The sequence below is a fragment of the Gilliamella apicola genome, from assembly GCF_000599985.1.
In the GTDB taxonomy this organism is placed as follows: domain Bacteria; phylum Pseudomonadota; class Gammaproteobacteria; order Enterobacterales; family Orbaceae; genus Gilliamella; species Gilliamella apicola.
Genome location: NZ_CP007445.1, coordinates 952,820 through 971,460, shown reverse-complemented (window position 1 = coordinate 971,460; position 18,641 = coordinate 952,820). Strand labels below are relative to the sequence as shown.

General features: G+C 36.4%; 20 protein-coding genes and 4 pseudogenes. 7 read left to right on the top strand and 17 right to left on the bottom strand.

Features of this window, described 5'->3' with window-relative positions; genetic code table 11:
• Positions 1–19: 19 nt before the first annotated feature.
• The 3 genes from GAPWK_RS04460 to rplM all read right to left on the bottom strand — a co-directional run bounded on the left by GAPWK_RS04460 (position 20) and on the right by rplM (position 1,818).
• Positions 20–652, bottom strand: a complete 633-nt coding sequence (locus GAPWK_RS04460; protein WP_025315073.1) for a glutathione S-transferase N-terminal domain-containing protein — start codon at positions 650–652, stop codon at positions 20–22.
• Positions 653–985: 333 nt separating this feature from the next.
• Complete coding sequence (rpsI, locus tag GAPWK_RS04455) at positions 986–1,378, bottom strand: 30S ribosomal protein S9 (protein ID WP_025315072.1); 393 nt, start codon at positions 1,376–1,378, stop codon at positions 986–988.
• Positions 1,379–1,389: 11 nt separating this feature from the next.
• Positions 1,390–1,818, bottom strand: a complete 429-nt coding sequence (gene rplM, locus GAPWK_RS04450) for a 50S ribosomal protein L13 (RefSeq protein ID WP_025315071.1) — start codon at positions 1,816–1,818, stop codon at positions 1,390–1,392.
• Between the two features lie 273 nt (positions 1,819–2,091).
• On the opposite strand from rplM, the gene GAPWK_RS04445 reads away from it, so the two are divergent.
• Positions 2,092–2,712, top strand: a complete 621-nt coding sequence (locus GAPWK_RS04445) for a YrbL family protein (RefSeq protein WP_051516231.1) — start codon at positions 2,092–2,094, stop codon at positions 2,710–2,712.
• Here GAPWK_RS04445 and pmrB read toward each other — a convergent pair.
• From pmrB to GAPWK_RS04420, 5 genes and pseudogenes are all read right to left on the bottom strand, one after another.
• Positions 2,693–3,784: a two-component system sensor histidine kinase PmrB gene (gene pmrB, locus GAPWK_RS04440; RefSeq protein WP_038517902.1), complete on the bottom strand. Its 1,092-nt coding sequence runs from the start codon at positions 3,782–3,784 to the stop codon at positions 2,693–2,695. The genes GAPWK_RS04445 and pmrB overlap by 20 nt on opposite strands.
• Before the next feature lie 26 nt (positions 3,785–3,810).
• Positions 3,811–4,473 (bottom strand): two-component system response regulator PmrA, encoded by a 663-nt coding sequence (pmrA, locus tag GAPWK_RS04435; RefSeq protein ID WP_025315068.1) that lies wholly within the window; start codon positions 4,471–4,473, stop codon positions 3,811–3,813.
• A 103-nt stretch (positions 4,474–4,576) separates the two neighbouring features.
• Positions 4,577–5,116, bottom strand: a complete 540-nt coding sequence (locus GAPWK_RS04430; protein WP_025315067.1) for a phosphatase PAP2 family protein — start codon at positions 5,114–5,116, stop codon at positions 4,577–4,579.
• A gap of 117 nt (positions 5,117–5,233) precedes the next feature.
• Complete coding sequence (locus tag GAPWK_RS04425) at positions 5,234–5,917, bottom strand: amino acid ABC transporter permease (protein WP_025315066.1); 684 nt, start codon at positions 5,915–5,917, stop codon at positions 5,234–5,236.
• Between the two features lie 9 nt (positions 5,918–5,926).
• Positions 5,927–6,208, bottom strand: a pseudogene (locus GAPWK_RS04420) (amino acid ABC transporter permease); the annotation flags it as partial.
• Positions 6,209–6,308: 100 nt separating this feature from the next.
• Here GAPWK_RS04420 and GAPWK_RS04415 point away from each other — a divergent pair.
• Entirely contained in the window at positions 6,309–7,517 is a 1,209-nt protein-coding gene (locus tag GAPWK_RS04415; RefSeq protein WP_001352368.1) for an IS4-like element ISVsa5 family transposase, read from the top strand.
• Between the two features lie 15 nt (positions 7,518–7,532).
• Here GAPWK_RS04415 and GAPWK_RS04410 read toward each other — a convergent pair.
• Positions 7,533–7,652 (bottom strand): annotated as a pseudogene (locus tag GAPWK_RS04410) (LysR family transcriptional regulator); the annotation flags it as partial.
• A gap of 230 nt (positions 7,653–7,882) precedes the next feature.
• Entirely contained in the window at positions 7,883–9,088 is a 1,206-nt protein-coding gene (gene gltS, locus GAPWK_RS04405; protein ID WP_000599533.1) for a sodium/glutamate symporter, read from the bottom strand.
• Between the two features lie 443 nt (positions 9,089–9,531).
• On the opposite strand from gltS, the gene GAPWK_RS04400 reads away from it, so the two are divergent.
• The 3 genes and pseudogenes from GAPWK_RS04400 (at position 9,532) to GAPWK_RS04390 (ending at position 10,926) form a co-directional block, all read left to right on the top strand.
• Positions 9,532–9,852 carry an antibiotic biosynthesis monooxygenase family protein gene (locus GAPWK_RS04400; RefSeq protein ID WP_000562370.1) on the top strand — a complete coding sequence of 107 codons (321 nt, stop codon included), beginning with the start codon at positions 9,532–9,534 and terminating at the stop codon, positions 9,850–9,852.
• Positions 9,845–10,232: pseudogene (locus GAPWK_RS04395) on the top strand (amino acid-binding protein). Before GAPWK_RS04400 ends, GAPWK_RS04395 begins: the two are co-directional and overlap by 8 nt.
• A 7-nt stretch (positions 10,233–10,239) precedes the next feature.
• Positions 10,240–10,926, top strand: coding sequence for an ArsR/SmtB family transcription factor (locus GAPWK_RS04390; protein ID WP_001284954.1), 687 nt, complete (start codon positions 10,240–10,242; stop codon positions 10,924–10,926).
• Here the strand turns inward: GAPWK_RS04390 and tetR(B) are convergent.
• A complete protein-coding gene (gene tetR(B) / locus GAPWK_RS04385; protein ID WP_000088605.1) occupies positions 10,904–11,527 on the bottom strand; it encodes a tetracycline resistance transcriptional repressor TetR(B) in 624 nt (207 codons plus the stop codon). The two genes, GAPWK_RS04390 and tetR(B), sit on opposite strands and share 23 nt — an antisense overlap.
• Before the next feature lie 81 nt (positions 11,528–11,608).
• Here tetR(B) and tet(B) point away from each other — a divergent pair, with 81 nt between their 5' ends.
• Positions 11,609–12,814 (top strand): tetracycline efflux MFS transporter Tet(B), encoded by a 1,206-nt coding sequence (gene tet(B), locus GAPWK_RS04380; protein ID WP_025315064.1) that lies wholly within the window; start codon positions 11,609–11,611, stop codon positions 12,812–12,814.
• 112 nt (positions 12,815–12,926) lie between these two features.
• Here the strand turns inward: tet(B) and tetC are convergent, their stop codons facing one another.
• Positions 12,927–13,520 carry a tetracyline resistance-associated transcriptional repressor TetC gene (tetC, locus tag GAPWK_RS04375; protein WP_000428546.1) on the bottom strand — a complete coding sequence of 198 codons (594 nt, stop codon included), beginning with the start codon at positions 13,518–13,520 and terminating at the stop codon, positions 12,927–12,929.
• Between the two features lie 87 nt (positions 13,521–13,607).
• On the opposite strand from tetC, the pseudogene GAPWK_RS04370 reads away from it, so the two are divergent.
• Positions 13,608–14,003: pseudogene (locus GAPWK_RS04370) on the top strand (helix-turn-helix domain-containing protein); the annotation flags it as partial.
• 30 nt (positions 14,004–14,033) lie between these two features.
• Here the strand turns inward: GAPWK_RS04370 and GAPWK_RS04365 are convergent.
• From GAPWK_RS04365 to ndk, 5 genes are all read right to left on the bottom strand, one after another.
• Entirely contained in the window at positions 14,034–15,242 is a 1,209-nt protein-coding gene (locus tag GAPWK_RS04365; protein ID WP_001339197.1) for an IS4-like element ISVsa5 family transposase, read from the bottom strand.
• A gap of 69 nt (positions 15,243–15,311) precedes the next feature.
• Positions 15,312–15,809, bottom strand: a complete 498-nt coding sequence (locus GAPWK_RS04360; RefSeq protein WP_051516230.1) for an ABC transporter permease subunit — start codon at positions 15,807–15,809, stop codon at positions 15,312–15,314.
• A gap of 3 nt (positions 15,810–15,812) precedes the next feature.
• Complete coding sequence (locus GAPWK_RS04355) at positions 15,813–16,640, bottom strand: ABC transporter substrate-binding protein (protein ID WP_025315063.1); 828 nt, start codon at positions 16,638–16,640, stop codon at positions 15,813–15,815.
• 468 nt (positions 16,641–17,108) lie between these two features.
• On the bottom strand, positions 17,109–18,173 hold the full coding sequence (locus GAPWK_RS04350) for a hypothetical protein (RefSeq protein ID WP_025315062.1): 1,065 nt from the start codon (positions 18,171–18,173) through the stop codon (positions 17,109–17,111).
• Between the two features lie 33 nt (positions 18,174–18,206).
• Positions 18,207–18,629: a nucleoside-diphosphate kinase gene (gene ndk / locus GAPWK_RS04345; protein ID WP_025315061.1), complete on the bottom strand. Its 423-nt coding sequence runs from the start codon at positions 18,627–18,629 to the stop codon at positions 18,207–18,209.
• Positions 18,630–18,641: the final 12 nt, after the last annotated feature.

Below are 18,641 nucleotides of genomic sequence, written 5' to 3'. Positions count from 1 at the left end.
AATCAGATAAAATTATTTATTATGTTCTCATCTTTCTTTCATCATCTGTAAGAGACTGCATAAAAGCAGGACGTTCAAAAATGCGTGCCATATAATTTAAATAATTTTTTTCAGCAACTTTTGGTAATTCAATATTAAGCATTTGTAAGCGCCATAATAATGGAGCAAAATAACAATCACATAAAGTGAAATCATCACTCATAAAATAATCTTTTTCTTTAAAAATAACTGAAATTGAAACAAGATCATCTAGTAAATTTTTTCGGGCGGTTTTAGCTGCACTGCCATTAGGATCTGCAATAATTGTTTCGTAAGCGGAATACCACTCTTTTTTGATACGATACATTGCTAAGCGAGCGTTTGCACGGAGAATAGGATAGACGGGCATTAAAGGAGGGTGGGGAAATCGTTCATCTAGATATTCCAATGCAATATGTGGTTCGTATAAAGTAAGATCGCGATCAATTAATGTCGGAATTGTAGCATATGGATTAAGATCCAATAATTCTTGAGGTAAATCATCTGCGGTTACAAACTCGATTTCAGCAGTCACACCTTTTTCTGCCAATACAAAACGAATCTGATGGCCGTAAATATCTGTTGTATCACAAAATAGTGTCATAACAGAACGTTTATTAACAGCAACAACCATGTTCACTCCCAATAAGCAAAGTTAAAATAAGTTAGTTAAGTAACTATTCTAACAAATTGGATAACAAATTTGTTAAAAAAATGCATTTTATTGCTATCTTTCTTGTAAGGAAAAATTTATTTGACAAGAAGTTTGAGGTTAGCTATACGTTTTAGTATAAATACTTATTTTTATATGTAGGAAGAATTATATTAAAAATATGAATGTTATATAACAAATAGGTTGAGTTATACTTGGTCACTCATCTCAATGGTAGTTTTAGATAAACAATAATTTGACATAAAAAACCCAGCTTTTGACTGGGTTTTGGAAACAATTTTGTAACGTATGCAATTAACGTTTGCTGAATTGTGGACGACGACGTGCTTTGCGTAGACCCACTTTTTTACGTTCAACTTGACGAGCATCACGAGTTACAAAGCCTGCTTGACGTAATGCAGAACGTAATGTTTCATCATATTCCATTAATGCACGAGTAATACCGTGACGAATTGCACCAGCTTGACCTGAAATACCGCCACCTTTAACAGTGATGTATAGATCAAGTTTGTCAGCCATTTCAACTAACTCTAAAGGTTGCATAACAACCATACGAGCAGTATCACGACCAAAGTATTGCTCTAATGAACGTTTATTAATAACGATATTTCCACTACCTGGTTTAATAAACACGCGAGCAGCAGAACTTTTGCGGCGACCTGTACCGTAATATTGATTATCAGCCATCTTCTATCCCCTTAAATATCTAATACTTGCGGTTGTTGTGCCGCATGATTGTGCTCACTACCAGCATAAACTTTTAGTTTACGGTACATTGCACGACCAAGAGGACCTTTCGGTAACATGCCTTTTACAGCAATTTCGATGACTTGTTCAGGATGACGTTCAATCATTTCTTTAAAAGTCGCTTCTTTAAGTCCACCGATGTAGCCAGTATAGCGATAATAAATCTTATCAGTGCGTTTTTTGCCTGTTACAGCAACTTTTTCTGCATTGATAACAATGATATAGTCACCTGTATCAACATGTGGTGTGTATTCTGCTTTGTGTTTACCACGCAAACGGCTTGCGATTTCAGTAGCTAAACGACCTAACGTTTTACCTGCTGCATCAACAACATACCAGTCGCGTTTAACTGTTTCTGGTTTAGCTGAAAAAGTACTCATTCGTAATTATCCAATTTTAAATTAATCTCACGTTAATAAATCATTTGATTTATTTACACTTTTTGATTGTTGCTATTAACTAACTAACCCCTTCGAGTTGTTACATTAACTTTGACAACCGAAAACAACGTCGGGAAAACGTTGTTGTAACGTGGGTGCCGATATTATACAGAAATAATATAAAAGCGCTAGTTTAAAAATAAAAATTCATGGCGAGAATAAACTCTTACTGTTACACTTAAAGCCAAGCCCAAATAATAGAATATTTATATCATGAATACTACCATCACACTTTCCGAAAAAGATTATATAAGCAAAGGATTACACCGCAAATGTTATCATCACCCCGAAGATTCGAATAAATGTATTAAAGTCAACTATAATGAAGGAGCAGAAGAAGAAACCAACCGTGAAATCGCTTATTATAAACACCTTATTAAACGAAATGTATCATTTGATGCATTAGCTAAATATTATGGGCCAGTTTCAACCAATTATGGTAACGGTCATATTTTTGAACTGATCCGAGATTATAATGGCGAAACTGCAATTCCCCTGGAAAAATATTTTGCTAATAATTCATTGACCGAAAAATATTTTGATCAATTAGTCACAGGGCTTAAAGAGTTAAAATCAGCATTATTAAAAGATCGTATTATTACCATGACCATCAAAAGTAAAAATATCTTATTTCAACATTTAAGTGAGACTAAAAGCCGCTTAATTATTATTGACAATATTGGTAATTCAACTTTTATTCCGATTGCAAATTACATTCCTTATTTTGCTAAATCTAAAATTGAACGGACTTGGCAACGCTTTTTAAATTCTATTGTTAAAGAAAATAGCAATAATCCTTTGCTTATTCGTTTAATTAGCGTGGTGAATCATTAAGTTGCAATTTCGCAATCGCACCTTTGGCATTGCTAGGTCGATTCTTTAACGTAAATTGCCCATGATGTAATTTAGCGATACGACTAACAATACTCAAACCAAGCCCAATACCGTTATGTTTACGATCCATACGGAAAAAGGCTTGAGTGAGTTTTTCACTTTTCGATTCGTCAATGCCTGTTCCCTCATCTTCCACACTTATAATAATATCTTTTTGATTTTTATAACAACTCACTACAATTTTGGTATGTTTTGGGCTGTATCGATAACTATTTTCGACTAAATTACGTAGTAGTAATCTTATTAAAGTAACATCACCACTAAACAAAAGTTTTGCATCAGGAATATACCATTCAATTGATTGAAATTTTTGTTTGGTTAATTCTGTTAACTCATCGAATAATGGGAGCATAATATCATCATAGAAATTAATCTGTTGATATTGCCCAACTGTAAATTTTTGGCTTGCACGCGCTAACATCAATAATTGCTCAACGGTATTAACTAAACGATCAATTCTGTCGATTAATTCAGTACAATCAATATTATTTTTAGTTTCTAATAATTCTAAATGTAAACGAATACCAGCAAGTGGCGTTCGCATTTCGTGCGCGACATCAGCAGTAAAAAGTCGCTCCTGGGCTAAAGTTGTATCAAGTCGCATAAACAAATTATTCAACACTGAAGTTATGGATTTAATTTCACGCATATTACTAATTGGTGCAATGGGTTTTAAATTCTTGTCAGTACGTTGATTAAGATCTTTCTCCAGAATCTCTAGCGGTTTAGTTATCCATTTTATTGCTTTATAGGCTAAAAATAATGTCACTAGCATCATGGTAAAAGCAGAACAAAACAGTGCAAAAATAGCTTCAAGTTCTTCATGCTCAACTACTTCATCAATTTTATTTTGACTCAGTGTTAAATTAACCAATACATCTATTTGTTCCTTACTTTCATGCCATAACCAAAAAACGGTAATAGTTTGGCAAATGAGCATAATTGCGCCTAAAGTAAAAAAAAGATTCCAGCGAATACTGTGGCGGATGTTACTAAGAGATTTTGCAATCATAATAAACTTATATATAGTAGTATTAATTAACATCCATCGCTAAGTTGATAGCCATAGCCACGAACAGTTCGAATAAAGTTTTTTCCCAGTTTATTGCGTAATCCATGAATATAAACTTCTAGTACGTTTGAGCTCGGATCACTTTGCCAATCATAAAGATCGTTTTGCAGTAAATCTCGATGCACCTTGTCACCTGCTTTTAACATCAATCGGGATAAAACAATAAACTCTTTAGGAGTTAATATTATTTCCTGATTATTGACAGTCACTTTTTGTTGTTTGATATCAATAGTAATTGGTCCATAACTAATCAAATTATCCGCAGTACCTTGATTACGACGAATTAATGCCCGCACTCTCGCCAATAATTCAGTTAAAGCAAAAGGTTTTATTAAATAGTCATCGGCACCTAAATCTAACCCCTCTACTCTATCTTCAACTGTATCGCGTGCAGTAAGTATGAGAACGGGTGCATCGATTTGTTCTTTTCGCCAGCGTGTCAGTAATTCTAACCCATCACAATCAGGTAAACCTAAATCAAGAATGATCAAACTAAATTGCCCAAATTGGATATACTGTTCAGCTTGTTTACCCGTTGATGCTAACTCACACACATAACCTTTAGAGGTAATACCATCATACAGCCCTTTTTGTAATAAACTATCATCTTCAACAATAAGTATTTTCATTATTATTTACTCTAATCGGTATTTTATAATAAAGTAGATAGTTAATGACTTATTATTTATTTGGCTTTGCTTAACAATGCGGGTAAATCAAATCCATAAATAACTATCGATTAATCAATTTACTTATACTCATCCAACATTTTTTAACTATCAATGAGGATATAATGCTTACAATAAATCCAATAAAAATATCTAATGGCCAATGTACTCCCAGATAGATACGGCCCCAACTGACTAATAATGCAACTATCACTAATAAATATAAGATTGTTTTAGTTCTCTGTGCTTTATTAAAAAAGGCAGTAAAAAATAAAGTCCATACAAAAACCGCATGTTGGCTTGGTAACGAGCTTGTTTTATCATGAAACAGGTAATTTGTTCCAACATCTATTGTAAATGGCCGTGGAGAATAAAATAGATGACGAATAATAAAAGTAATCAATAATGCGATACATAAACCTATCACCATTTTTAACATGAGTTGCCGATAAATGGGATGAGTAAACCAACAAATACTCATAACAATAATTGGGACATAGACCAAATATTTTGCACAAAAAATAGCAAAGCTAATAAATGATTTCGATGCTTGCTCTGAAGCATTAATTAATAGAAAAATTTGAGTATTTAAATCATGCAACATTGAACAATTACCAGATTAATTAAAATTATTAACAATTTAACGCTTAAACCTTAAAAGAACCTTAATAATATAATTAATTAATAAACAAATTTATCAAACAAAATCATAGATGATCGATTATTTTGTACTAAACCAACATCTTTTTGCTAAAAACGATACAACAATATCCAGAGATAAACAAATAATAAAATAAACAACGATAACAAATAAAAATATTTCGGTCGGATAAACCATACTACGGTTATTAATTTGTGTGGCAATAAAGGTAAATTCAGCGACGCCAACAACATATGCCAAGGAAGTATCTTTAATCAGTGATACCCATTGATTAACAAAAGATGGCATCATCATTTTTAGAGCTTGCGGTAAAATAATGTAGATAATAACTTGGATTTTAGATAATCCTAATGAAAATGCAGCTTGCCATTGATCTTTAAATACAGCAATCATCCCTGCATGCACTGAGTGCCCAATATAAGCCGCTCCAATAACAGATAATGCGAAAACTACCGTTGTAATTGCAGGCACATCCACATTAAATAACACAGGCAATAAAAAGTAAGTCCAAAATATGAGCATGATCACTGGAATTGCTCTTAAAAAACCCAGCACACCAATAAATAAAGAACGAACGAGACCTTTACTAACCGTTAAGCCAACGCCGGCTAAAACTCCCATAAAAGATGAAAATACAATTGCGGCTAAACTCATTAACAGTGTTAGAAATATTCCACCCAGAAAGTTACCCCACATCATATAACTTAAGTTATTATAGATTACTTCTAAACCTTTAAGTTCCATAATAAGTGATTACACCTTACTCGTTTGGAATCGTTTGGTTTGATAAATATTGCCTAACGTGCCAATAATTACAATAGCCAAAATATATAAAAACGTTGCAATAGCAAAATCTTGAAAAGTTTTTAATGATTCGGTTTCAACTTGCCTTGAAACATAAGATAACTCTAACACACCAATTGCCATTGTTAGCGATGAATTTTTAACAATATTCATATATTGACCAATAAGAGGAGCAAAGGCAATGCAAAAGCTTTGTGGTAAAATAATAAAACGCATACTTTGCCCTGATGAATCCCCTAATGATTTTTATCAAAATCATTAAGTTAAGGTAGATACACATCTTGTCATATGATCAAATGGTTTCGCCAAAAATCAATAATCAGACAACAAAATGTGCGAACTCGATATTTTACACGACTCTCTTTACCAATTCTGCCCCGAATTACACTTAAAACGACTCAACAGCTTAACGTTGGCTTGCCACGCCTTACTTGACTGTAAAACTCTCACTCTTACCGAACTTGGCCGTAACCTGCCAACCAAAGCGAGAACAAAACATAACATCAAACGAATCGACCGATTGTTAGGTAATCGTCACCTCCACAAAGAGCGACTCGCTGTATACCGTTGGCATGCTAGCTTTATCTGTTCGGGCAATACGATGCCCATTGTACTTGTTGACTGGTCTGATATCCGTGAGCAAAAACGGCTTATGGTATTGCGAGCTTCAGTCGCACTACACGGTCGTTCTGTTACTCTTTATGAGAAAGCGTTCCCGCTTTCAGAGCAATGTTCAAAGAAAGCTCATGACCAATTTCTAGCCGACCTTGCGAGCATTCTACCGAGTAACACCACACCGCTCATTGTCAGTGATGCTGGCTTTAAAGTGCCATGGTATAAATCCGTTGAGAAGCTGGGTTGGTACTGGTTAAGTCGAGTAAGAGGAAAAGTACAATATGCAGACCTAGGAGCGGAAAACTGGAAACCTATCAGCAACTTACATGATATGTCATCTAGTCACTCAAAGACTTTAGGCTATAAGAGGCTGACTAAAAGCAATCCAATCTCATGCCAAATTCTATTGTATAAATCTCGCTCTAAAGGCCGAAAAAATCAGCGCTCGACACGGACTCATTGTCACCACCCGTCACCTAAAATCTACTCAGCGTCGGCAAAGGAGCCATGGATTCTAGCAACTAACTTACCTGTTGAAATTCGAACACCCAAACAACTTGTTAATATCTATTCGAAGCGAATGCAGATTGAAGAAACCTTCCGAGACTTGAAAAGTCCTGCCTACGGACTAGGCCTACGCCATAGCCGAACGAGCAGCTCAGAGCGTTTTGATATCATGCTGCTAATCGCCCTGATGCTTCAACTAACATGTTGGCTTGCGGGCGTTCATGCTCAGAAACAAGGTTGGGACAAGCACTTCCAGGCTAACACAGTCAGAAATCGAAACGTACTCTCAACAGTTCGCTTAGGCATGGAAGTTTTGCGGCATTCTGGCTACACAATAACAAGGGAAGACTCACTCGTGGCTGCAACCCTGCTTACTCAAAATCTATTCACACATGGTTACGTTTTGGGGAAATTATGAGGGGATCTCTCAGTGCTCAGCATGTTTGAGTGCTTTACTCGCCGCGGGTTGAGAAATATGTAAAACTTCAGCCGCACGCGTTAAGGAACCACAAGTCATTACAGCATAAAAGATATCGAGATGTCTTAATTTCATTCCATGTAGCCTACTGATTATTTATTTCTACGGACTATTCTAACGAATAAAGTATAAATAATCAGATATACTCGTCATAATTCAAATTTTGGTTTAGTTGTCACGAGAATTAATTCGTAAACGTGCAAGCTAAATAGATTGACTAGGGGAATATACGGGGTAAGAAAGCGGCTCGGCATACTGCCCTATAATAAATTGTTAGGAGAAGTACGCCGAGTAGTGTGTAGCTATTAGGTAAAGTATGTACCAATTTCAATAAATATTTTAATTAAGATACTGTTTGAAATATCAACAATAAAGGCACCGACCATAGGAACGACAAGGAAAGCTTTATGTGATGGTCCAAATGCTTTTGTGACTGTTTGCATATTCGCAATTGCTGTTGGTGTTGCTCCCATACCAAAGCCACAGTGACCCGCGCTGATCACGACAGCATCATAATCTTTGCCCATCATTTTGAAGGTGACAAAGCAGGCAAATAGCACCATGACAACAGTTTGTACAGCAATGATAATTAATACTGGCCCTGCCATGCTTGCCAATTGACCAAATTTTAATGACATTAACGCCATTGCCAAGAAAAGCGATAAAGCAACGCTACCTAATACATCGACGGTCGGCTCAAACACTTCGTGTTTAAATACATGAGTCAGTGTATTACGGATAATAATACCGACAAATAAACACCAGACAAAAGTAGGCAGTTGCAGAAAAGTATCTTTAAACAATGCACTGATATAGCCACCAACAACAATACAGATAATCAGCATTGAAATGGTTTCAATAACGTTATTTGCATTGATTTTTCTTTTGACGCTTGGTTGCTCAAAAGCTTCAACGATAGTGTCGCGCTCTTGCTCGGTTGTTTTAGGAATAGAGACCTTTTTCAAAAGATGACGGGCAACAGGGCCGCCAACTAAACCACCCAACACTAATCCAAGTGTTGCACAAGCCATCGCTAATTCAACGGCGCCTGTTACACCATATTTATCAGCGAGAATAGGGCCCCATGCTCCGGCATTACCATGACCACCTGTTAGAGTAATTGAACCTGCAATTAAGCCAATAAATGGACTTTCATTCATCATGACAGCCATACTCATGCCGACAGTATTTTGAATGGCGATTAGGATCGTTACTGCAATAGTTAATAGAACTAACGGCTTTCCTCCTTTAATCAGTCGAGAAAAGTCAGAACTTAGCCCGATAGAGGAAAAGAATGTGAGCATTAATAAACTTTGCAATGAAGCATCAAAAGTAAACGAATAACCTGATGTTTTATCAATAATTAACAGAACAATTGCAACAATAAAGCCACCAACGACGGCTTCTGGTATGTGGTTTTTTTGTAGGAACGGGGTAAATTTTACGACAAACATTCCTATGAGTAGCGCGATACATGCGACTAATAATGTATAACTGGCATCTAGGATCATTTTTTTACCTCTATTAGTTTACCAGAATTTTCACTATAACAATTTAACAATAGTGAAAAATGAAGTTACTTTGGTTAACTAATCTTTAACAATGAGTTTTATTAGGGTATCCATAACTTTTAGTTAATAGGGTCATAATTTTAGTGTGATCTTAATCATGAAATATTAAAAAGATTAAAATAACAACAATGGTATTTAATGATGGGTAAACCTAAATACCATGCGGGATCCGCACTATTTTCGGTGATAGCAAAAAATAAAAAAGTATAAATAATAAACAAAATTATAAGAGAAGGAGAACATGATAAGCGCAGGCCGAGCAATTTAAAGAAGTGTGATATACAACATAAAACAGCAGCATGACCTTTCTATATTTCGTTGCTTATCGAAGTGTTAATTTTCGGGTGGATTACTCTGTTTGTTGATTAATAACGGAGAAAAATATGATTGCTGTAATATTTGAGGTGCAAATACAACCCGACCAACAAACTCGCTATTTGACTTTAGCTGAGGAGTTAAGACCACTATTAAGTCATGTAGCTGGTTTTATTTCAATTGAACGTTTTCAAAGTCTAGCTACAGAAGGAAAAATGTTATCGCTATCTTGGTGGGAAAACGAATACGCAGTTCTGCAATGGAAAAATCATGTTTTACATGCGAAAGCTCAACAAGAAGGGCGAGAGTCAATATTTGATTTTTACAAAATTAGTATTGCTCATATTACTCGCGAATATTCATTTAAAAAGGACAAGGATAATGTTTGATGTTCACGTTGTTTTAGATAATCAAATAGGACAATTAGCATTACTAGGAAAAACATTAGGTAATAAAGGTATTGGATTGGAAGGGGGGAGGGATATTTACGGTTGGTGATGAATGCCATGCTCATTTTCTTGTTGAACAAGGAAAGGAAGCTAAAATAGCGCTAGAGCAAGCTGGACTGTTAGTACTTGCGATCCGGACACCATTAATTCGTAAGTTAAAACAGGAAAAACCGGGGGAACTTGGCGAAATAGCACGAGTATTGGCGGAGAATAACATTAATATTTTAGTGCAATACAGTGACCATGCTAACCAACTGATATTAATAACGGACAATGATAGTATGGCTGCATCTGTTACGCTCCCTTGGGCAATAAAGTGAACTTGCGATGGCTAATTTAATACGAAAAGAGGTTACCTTTGAGTCCTCAATAGCCGCGATAGGGGCGGCTATGTCTGACATTTCACGAGTTAAAATACTCAGTGCTTTGATGGATGGGCGAGCTTGGACGGCCACTGAGCTAAGTTCTGTGGCGAATATATCAGCTTCAACGGCGAGCAGTCATTTATCTAAATTATTAGATTGCCAGCTAATCACAGTAGTAGCTCAAGGCAAGCATCGTTATTTTCGGCTAGCAGGAAAAGATATTGCTGAATTGATGGAAAGTATGATGGGGATCTCCTTAAACCATGGCGTACATGCCAAAGTTTCCACGCCAGTGCATTTACGAAAAGCACGTACTTGCTATGATCATTTAGCTGGCGAAGTTGCCGTTAAGATCTATGATTCCCTTTGTCAACAGCAATGGATCACTGAAAATGGTTCAATGATCACATTAAGTGGTATTCAATATTTTCATGAAATGGGAATTGACGTTCCTTCCAAACATTCACGTAAAATCTGTTGTGCGTGTTTAGATTGGAGTGAACGCCGTTTCCATTTAGGTGGGTACGTTGGAGCCGCATTATTTTCGCTTTATGAATCTAAAGGGTGGTTAACTCGACATCTTGGTTACCGTGAAGTTACCATCACGGAAAAAGGTTATGCTGCTTTTAAGACCCACTTTCACATTTAAGTTGTTTTTCTAATCCGCATATGATCAATTCAAGGCCGAATAAGAAGGCTGGCTCTGCACCTTGGTGATCAAATAATTCGATAGCTTGTCGTAATAATGGCGGCATACTATCAGTAGTAGGTGTTTCCCTTTCTTCTTTAGCGACTTGATGCTCTTGATCTTCCAATACGCAACCTAAAGTAAAATGCCCCACAGCGCTGAGTGCATATAATGCATTCTCTAGTGAAAAACCTTGTTGGCATAAAAAGGCTAATTGATTTTCGAGAGTTTCATACTGTTTTTCTGTAGGCCGTGTACCTAAATGTACTTTTGCTCCATCGCGATGACTTAGTAAAGCACATCTAAAACTTTTAGCGTTATTACGTAAAAAATCTTGCCAGCTTTCCCCTTCTAAAGGGCAAAAGTGAGTATGGTGCCTATCTAACATCTCAATGGCTAAGGCGTCGAGCAAAGCCCGCTTATTTTTTACATGCCAATACAATGTAGGCTGCTCTACACCTAGCTTCTGGGCGAGTTTACGGGTTGTTAAACCTTCGATTCCGACCTCATTAAGCAGCTCTAATGCGCTGTTAATCACTTTACTTTTATCTAATCTAGACATCATTAATTCCTAATTTTTGTTGACATTCTATCATTGATAGAGTTATTTTACCACTCCCTATAAGTGATAGAGAAAAGTGAAATGAATAGTTCGACAAAGATCGCATTGGTAATTACGTTACTCGATGCCATGGGGATTGGCCTTATCATGCCAGTCTTGCCAACGTTATTACGTGAATTTATTGCTTCGGAAGATATCGCTAACCACTTTGGCGTATTGCTTGCACTTTATGCGTTAATGCAGGTTATCTTTGCTCCTTGGCTTGGAAAAATGTCTGACCGATTTGGTCGGCGCCCAGTGCTGTTGTTGTCATTAATAGGCGCATCGCTGGATTACTTATTGCTGGCTTTTTCAAGTGCGCTTTGGATGCTGTATTTAGGCCGTTTGCTTTCAGGGATCACAGGAGCTACTGGGGCTGTCGCGGCATCGGTCATTGCCGATACCACCTCAGCTTCTCAACGCGTGAAGTGGTTCGGTTGGTTAGGGGCAAGTTTTGGGCTTGGTTTAATAGCGGGGCCTATTATTGGTGGTTTTGTAGGAGAGATTTCACCGCATAGTCCCTTTTTTATCGCTGCGTTGCTAAATATTGTCACTTTCCTTGTGGTTATGTTTTGGTTCCGTGAAACCAAAAATACACGTGATAATACAGATACCGAAGTAGGGGTTGAGACGCAATCGAATTCGGTATACATCACTTTATTTAAAACGATGCCCATTTTGTTGATTATTTATTTTTCAGCGCAATTGATAGGCCAAATTCCCGCAACGGTGTGGGTGCTATTTACCGAAAATCGTTTTGGATGGAATAGCATGATGGTTGGCTTTTCATTAGCGGGTCTTGGTCTTTTACACTCAGTATTCCAAGCCTTTGTGGCAGGAAGAATAGCCACTAAATGGGGCGAAAAAACGGCAGTACTGCTCGGATTTATTGCAGATAGTAGTGCATTTGCCTTTTTAGCGTTTATATCTGAAGGTTGGTTAGTTTTCCCTGTTTTAATTTTATTGGCTGGTGGTGGGATCGCTTTACCTGCATTACAGGGAGTGATGTCTATCCAAACAAAGAGTCATCAGCAAGGTGCTTTACAGGGATTATTGGTGAGCCTTACCAATGCAACCGGTGTTATTGGCCCATTACTGTTTGCTGTTATTTATAATCATTCACTACCAATTTGGGATGGCTGGATTTGGATTATTGGTTTAGCGTTTTACTGTATTATTATCCTGCTATCGATGACCTTCATGTTAACCCCTCAAGCTCAGGGGAGTAAACAGGAGACAAGTGCTTAGTTATTTCGTCACCAAATGATGTTATTCCGCGAAATATAATGACCCTCTTGATAACCCAAGAGGGCATTTTTTACGATAAAGAAGATTTAGCTTCAAATAAAACCTATCTATTTTATTTATCTTTCAAGCTCAATAAAAAGCCGCGGTAAATAGCAATAAATTGGCCTTTTTTATCGGCAAGCTCTTTTAGGTTTTTCGCATGTATTGCGATATGCATAAACCAGCCATTGAGTAAGTTTTTAAGCACATCATCATCATAAGCTTTAAGTTGGTTCTCTTGGATCAATTTGCTGACAATGGCGTTTACCTTACCAGTAATGTATTCAAGGCTAATTTTTTCAAGTTCATTCCAACCAATGATAGGCATCACTTCTTGGATAGGGATAAGGTTTTTATTATTATCAATAATATAATCAAGATAATGTTCAAATATACTTTCTAAGGCAGACCAACCATTTGTTAAATCAGTTTTTGTTGTGATGTAGGCATCAATCATAATTAATTGCTGCTTATAACAGGCACTGAGTAATTGTTTTTTATTTTTAAAGTGATGATAAAAGGCACCTTTGGTCACCAACGCTTTTCCCGAGATCTCATCTATTGAAACAGCTTGATAGCCTTTTTCAACAAACAATATTCGTGCTGAGTTAACCAGTGATTGATAGGTACTCTTAAAATTTTCTTGTTGATGATTTTTATTTTCCATGATAGATTTAAAATAACATACCGTCAGTATGTTTATGGTATCATGATGATGTGGTCGTGACAATCTTAAGAACATTTAGGTTATTTTATGTATATTGAACAGCATTCTCGCTATCAAAATAAAGCTAATAACATCCAATTAAGATATGATGATAAGCAGTTTCATACAACGGTTATCAAAGATGTTCTATTATGGATTGAACATAATTTAGATCAGTCTTTACTGCTTGATGATGTGGCGAATAAAGCGGGTTATACCAAGTGGTATTTTCAGCGGCTGTTCAAAAAAGTAACAGGGGTCACACTGGCTAGCTATATTCGTGCTCGTCGTTTGACGAAAGCGGCTGTTGAGTTGAGGTTGACGAAAAAAACTATCCTTGAGATCGCATTAAAATATCAATTTGATTCCCAACAATCTTTTACACGTCGATTTAAGTACATTTTTAAGGTTACACCAAGTTATTATCGGCGTAATAAATTATGGGAATTGGAGGCAATGCACTGAGAGATCCCCTCATAATTTCCCCAAAGCGTAACCATGTGTGAATAAATTTTGAGCTAGTAGGGTTGCAGCCACGAGTAAGTCTTCCCTTGTTATTGTGTAGCCAGAATGCCGCAAAACTTCCATGCCTAAGCGAACTGTTGAGAGTACGTTTCGATTTCTGACTGTGTTAGCCTGGAAGTGCTTGTCCCAACCTTGTTTCTGAGCATGAACGCCCGCAAGCCAACATGTTAGTTGAAGCATCAGGGCGATTAGCAGCATGATATCAAAACGCTCTGAGCTGCTCGTTCGGCTATGGCGTAGGCCTAGTCCGTAGGCAGGACTTTTCAAGTCTCGGAAGGTTTCTTCAATCTGCATTCGCTTCGAATAGATATTAACAAGTTGTTTGGGTGTTCGAATTTCAACAGGTAAGTTAGTTGCTAGAACCCATGGCTCCTTTGCCGACGCTGAGTAGATTTTAGGTGACGGGTGGTGACAATGAGTCCGTGTCGAGCGCTGATTTTTTCGGCCTTTAGAGCGAGATTTATACAATAGAATTTGGCATGAGATTGGATTGCTTTTAGTCAGCCTCTTATAGCCTAAAGTCTTTGAGTGACTAGATGACATATCATGTAAGTTGCTGATAGGTTTCCAGTTTTCCGCTCCTAGGTCTGCATATTGTACTTTTCCTCTTACTCGACTTAACCAGTACCAACCCAGCTTCTCAACGGATTTATACCATGGCACTTTAAAGCCAGCATCACTGACAATGAGCGGTGTGGTGTTACTCGGTAGAATGCTCGCAAGGTCGGCTAGAAATTGGTCATGAGCTTTCTTTGAACATTGCTCTGAAAGCGGGAACGCTTTCTCATAAAGAGTAACAGAACGACCGTGTAGTGCGACTGAAGCTCGCAATACCATAAGTCGTTTTTGCTCACGAATATCAGACCAGTCAACAAGTACAATGGGCATCGTATTGCCCGAACAGATAAAGCTAGCATGCCAACGGTATACAGCGAGTCGCTCTTTGTGGAGGTGACGATTACCTAACAATCGGTCGATTCGTTTGATGTTATGTTTTGTTCTCGCTTTGGTTGGCAGGTTACGGCCAAGTTCGGTAAGAGTGAGAGTTTTACAGTCAAGTAATGCGTGGCAAGCCAACGTTAAGCTGTTGAGTCGTTTTAAGTGTAATTCGGGGCAGAATTGGTAAAGAGAGTCGTGTAAAATATCGAGTTCGCACATCTTGTTGTCTGATTATTGATTTTTCGCGAAACCATTTGATCATATGACAAGATGTGTATCCACCTTAACTTAATGATTTTTACCAAAATCATTAGGGGATTCATCAGTACTTTGCCACCAAGTTAATCCTAATGCCAGCGATGCTTGTTGTTGCCCTACGCTCACTCCAGCAATACCTGCTCTAAATTCTTCGGCAATAAAAGCACTGGAATAACAGGTCAATCCAATAAAACCAATAATAAATTCAAATGATGGCATTTTTAGTGTAAAAAACCATAATTGAATTTGTGGCTCGTCAAACAACCACATTTTAAATTCGGTAGGCAACAAGTTACCAATGCCAAAATACCAAAAGAACAATTGTGGCAATAATGGAGAATAACGAAAAATTGCGTTATACCCTAATACAATACCCTTAATCAATTTGATTCGACTTTGCTGAGCAATAACCAACAAAAAACCTAAAATCGTCGAAAAAATGATAGTAAAAAATGAGATAGCTAAAGTTACTAAAAAACCATCCCATAACCACCATAAATAGCGAGGTTCGAGTAATTGCTCTAACATAGTTTATTGAACCTGACCTATTTTAAATTCACCGCGGGGCATTGCCGATTTAGTGTTAGGACCAAACCAACGATTATAAATCGTTAATGCTTCACCACCAGTTTCAAGTTTTAATAATATTTGGTTCACTTTATCTTTTAATCGCGTTTCTCCTTTTGGAATACCGACCGCTTGATATTCTTGTGTGATACTAAATGGTGAAATTTCGAAGGCTTCACGCTGTTCTTCTGGTACATTGGCAAGTAAACCTATTAATTTAGCGTCATCTTGGGTAATCGCTTGCACCACACCATTACGTAATGCAGCAAACGCAAATGGTGTATCATCATAAGAGATCACTTTTGCAGTTGGATATTTTTCACGAAGAGTAATTTCCATCACGGTGCCCTTATCAGCGCCAATTCGCAAATTATTCAGATCATCGGTTGATTTAAGTACACCCTTTTTAGCAATAAATTTTTGACCGGTAGCAAAATAAGGCAAGCTAAAATCAACTGTTTTTGCTCTTTCATCGGTAACCGTAAAGTTAGCCACTATTAAATCCGCTTTTTGTGAAGTTAATAATGGAATGCGATTAGCTGGATTAGTTGGTACCAATTCAACTTTGACATTTAACTCTTTGGCAATTGCATTGGCATAATCTACATCAAGACCTACAATTTTGTTGGTTGTTTCATCAATAAAACCAAAAGGTGGATTGCTATCAAATACGGCTATTTTAATTTCACCACGCTTTTCGATATCATCTAAGCGATCGGCAAAAGCTGAATTGGTGCTTAATAATGTGCCAATGAAAGCAACCGTTATCAGCGATTTAGTAAGAAATTTCATTCAAAACCTCATTAAAAGTTATATTAGGTACCTTTTAAAGTCTATCAAGAAAAAAATGTTATAAATAAATAATAAATCATTACATAGTTATAACTAAAAGTTATATTAAGAGAATTAAATTTGCTTGATAAAATTGTTAATGCTGAAAGAATACGCTCTTTTTTATAACACATTAAAGATGATAATAATTAGACCTTACATTAAAAAAATCTGGTCATTAAAAACTAACGATTAAAAAAACATATTGTTAAAATCAATGAATGCATTGGTAAGAGTAAACACCTGACCATTACAATAATATTGCTTGGGTATGGCTGGAAATTGGGATTTAAATTGATAAGATAGTGCACAATCAAAAGGGACTATTTTACGAAAGACTATACTATATTATTTCTCGCTAATAGTTATCCATAATATATTATAAATATGTGGATAGATATAGCTAATTAGGCTCAGAGAACAAACACATTAATAATGTTTAAATTCAAGATATTTTTTTAATCCTGGCGGCACAGATTGCAATAAGTAACTGTTTATTGCTTTTTCATGACGTTGCCAAAAAATACCCGCCACGATAATAGATAAACCTATTATTGTTAAGGCAAAAGGAAATAGTAGACTGTCTTCAAATACGTTATATGACAAATAACTTAAATATCCAGTTATTCCTAAACCGCCAAAAATAACAAAAACTCTTCTAACGATTATTACCCCTATTAGTATCATGAGTAAATTAACACAAAAATAAAGAAATTTATTAAATTCACTGTCTGATTCCATTGAACTTAATGCTCCCCAAAAAGCAATAACACCAAATAAATAGAGCCAAAATGACAGATCTTTATCACTTTTATTCTTTATATCGATAAGAAAGGCCACCACAATAACCAATAATCCAAACCATAGCGATACTTGTTGACGAACATTTAAATAATCAGAATAATCGATATTGTCTTTTGCATAATCCAATAAATGAACTAGATAAGGTGTAAGATCCATACTCATATACCAGAGTGTAAATGTTAATGGCATAAATAAAAAAGAAAATCGATATCGAATAATTAGACAAACAGCAACAAATACGGTCGCTAACTCCATAAATAACCAACTAAAATCTATATATTGATGATAATCAGTGTAGGTATAATGGTTATCCAAAACGCCTATAGCATTTTCAAATCCATAAACCCCTAGAGGCGTTAATACGATCACTAACGTTATTAATATATTCGCTGGGATGATCAGATGATAACGTTTTAATAAAAATTCTGCTGTAAAAAATGCAGTAACGGCATAAATAGTACTAATACACAATAAACCAATACCGCCTAAATGCTCCCAACCTAAAGTCATAAATAGTGACATCGCACCTATAGCAATCAAACTGCCTAGATAATACAATATATGCGTAAATTGAAAGCTAGGCTGATGTTTATTCTGTTCTTGGAAAAACAGCCATAATTGTTCTGCCTGTTGATAGGTCAATAATTTTCGTTCCACTGCACTCGTTAACTGTTTATAGGTAATTTTCATAAGTTTCACAACTCGTTGTTAATTGATAGTCATCTATCGAAATATTTCGCTATCGACAAAAAAATAAGCAATTTCACGTTCTGCTGATGCTAAAGAATCGGAACCATGTACGGCGTTTTCTCTCATACTGTTCGCAAAATCTGCTCTTAAAGTCCCAGCAGAGGCTTTAGATAGATCTGTAGGCCCCATAAGTTGTCGGTAGCGCTCAACGGCATTTTCACCTTGTAAAACTTGAACAACAATTGGTCCAGACATCATAAAATTTACCAAATTAGCAAAAAAGGGCTTGTCTTGATGCTCAGCATAAAAACCTTCAGCTTGTTCCTTTGTTAACTTCACCATTTTTATCGCAATAATATCGAGTTTAGCTTGGTGAATTCTTGTTTGAATTTCGCCAATAATCTGTTTTTTTACCGCATCAGGTTTAATAATGCTGAGGGTTTGTTCAATAGCCATGTTAATGTTCCT

What these genes read in the sequence shown, in the direction of transcription:
- GAPWK_RS04460 (WP_025315073.1), bottom strand. Translation starts at nt 652, where the DNA reads ATGGTTGTTGCTGTTAATAAACGTTCTGTTATGACACTATTTTGTGAT.
- rpsI (WP_025315072.1), bottom strand. Translation starts at nt 1,378, where the DNA reads ATGGCTGATAATCAATATTACGGTACAGGTCGCCGCAAAAGTTCTGCT.
- rplM (WP_025315071.1), bottom strand. Translation starts at nt 1,818, where the DNA reads ATGAGTACTTTTTCAGCTAAACCAGAAACAGTTAAACGCGACTGGTAT.
- GAPWK_RS04445 (WP_051516231.1), top strand. Translation starts at nt 2,092, where the DNA reads ATGAATACTACCATCACACTTTCCGAAAAAGATTATATAAGCAAAGGA.
- pmrB (WP_038517902.1), bottom strand. Translation starts at nt 3,784, where the DNA reads ATGATTGCAAAATCTCTTAGTAACATCCGCCACAGTATTCGCTGGAAT.
- pmrA (WP_025315068.1), bottom strand. Translation starts at nt 4,473, where the DNA reads ATGAAAATACTTATTGTTGAAGATGATAGTTTATTACAAAAAGGGCTG.
- GAPWK_RS04430 (WP_025315067.1), bottom strand. Translation starts at nt 5,116, where the DNA reads ATGTTGCATGATTTAAATACTCAAATTTTTCTATTAATTAATGCTTCA.
- GAPWK_RS04425 (WP_025315066.1), bottom strand. Translation starts at nt 5,917, where the DNA reads ATGGAACTTAAAGGTTTAGAAGTAATCTATAATAACTTAAGTTATATG.
- GAPWK_RS04415 (WP_001352368.1), top strand. Translation starts at nt 6,309, where the DNA reads ATGTGCGAACTCGATATTTTACACGACTCTCTTTACCAATTCTGCCCC.
- gltS (WP_000599533.1), bottom strand. Translation starts at nt 9,088, where the DNA reads ATGATCCTAGATGCCAGTTATACATTATTAGTCGCATGTATCGCGCTA.
- GAPWK_RS04400 (WP_000562370.1), top strand. Translation starts at nt 9,532, where the DNA reads ATGATTGCTGTAATATTTGAGGTGCAAATACAACCCGACCAACAAACT.
- GAPWK_RS04390 (WP_001284954.1), top strand. Translation starts at nt 10,240, where the DNA reads ATGGCTAATTTAATACGAAAAGAGGTTACCTTTGAGTCCTCAATAGCC.
- tetC (WP_000428546.1), bottom strand. Translation starts at nt 13,520, where the DNA reads ATGGAAAATAAAAATCATCAACAAGAAAATTTTAAGAGTACCTATCAA.
- GAPWK_RS04365 (WP_001339197.1), bottom strand. Translation starts at nt 15,242, where the DNA reads ATGTGCGAACTCGATATTTTACACGACTCTCTTTACCAATTCTGCCCC.
- GAPWK_RS04360 (WP_051516230.1), bottom strand. Translation starts at nt 15,809, where the DNA reads ATGTTAGAGCAATTACTCGAACCTCGCTATTTATGGTGGTTATGGGAT.
- GAPWK_RS04355 (WP_025315063.1), bottom strand. Translation starts at nt 16,640, where the DNA reads ATGAAATTTCTTACTAAATCGCTGATAACGGTTGCTTTCATTGGCACA.
- GAPWK_RS04350 (WP_025315062.1), bottom strand. Translation starts at nt 18,173, where the DNA reads ATGAAAATTACCTATAAACAGTTAACGAGTGCAGTGGAACGAAAATTA.
- ndk (WP_025315061.1), bottom strand. Translation starts at nt 18,629, where the DNA reads ATGGCTATTGAACAAACCCTCAGCATTATTAAACCTGATGCGGTAAAA.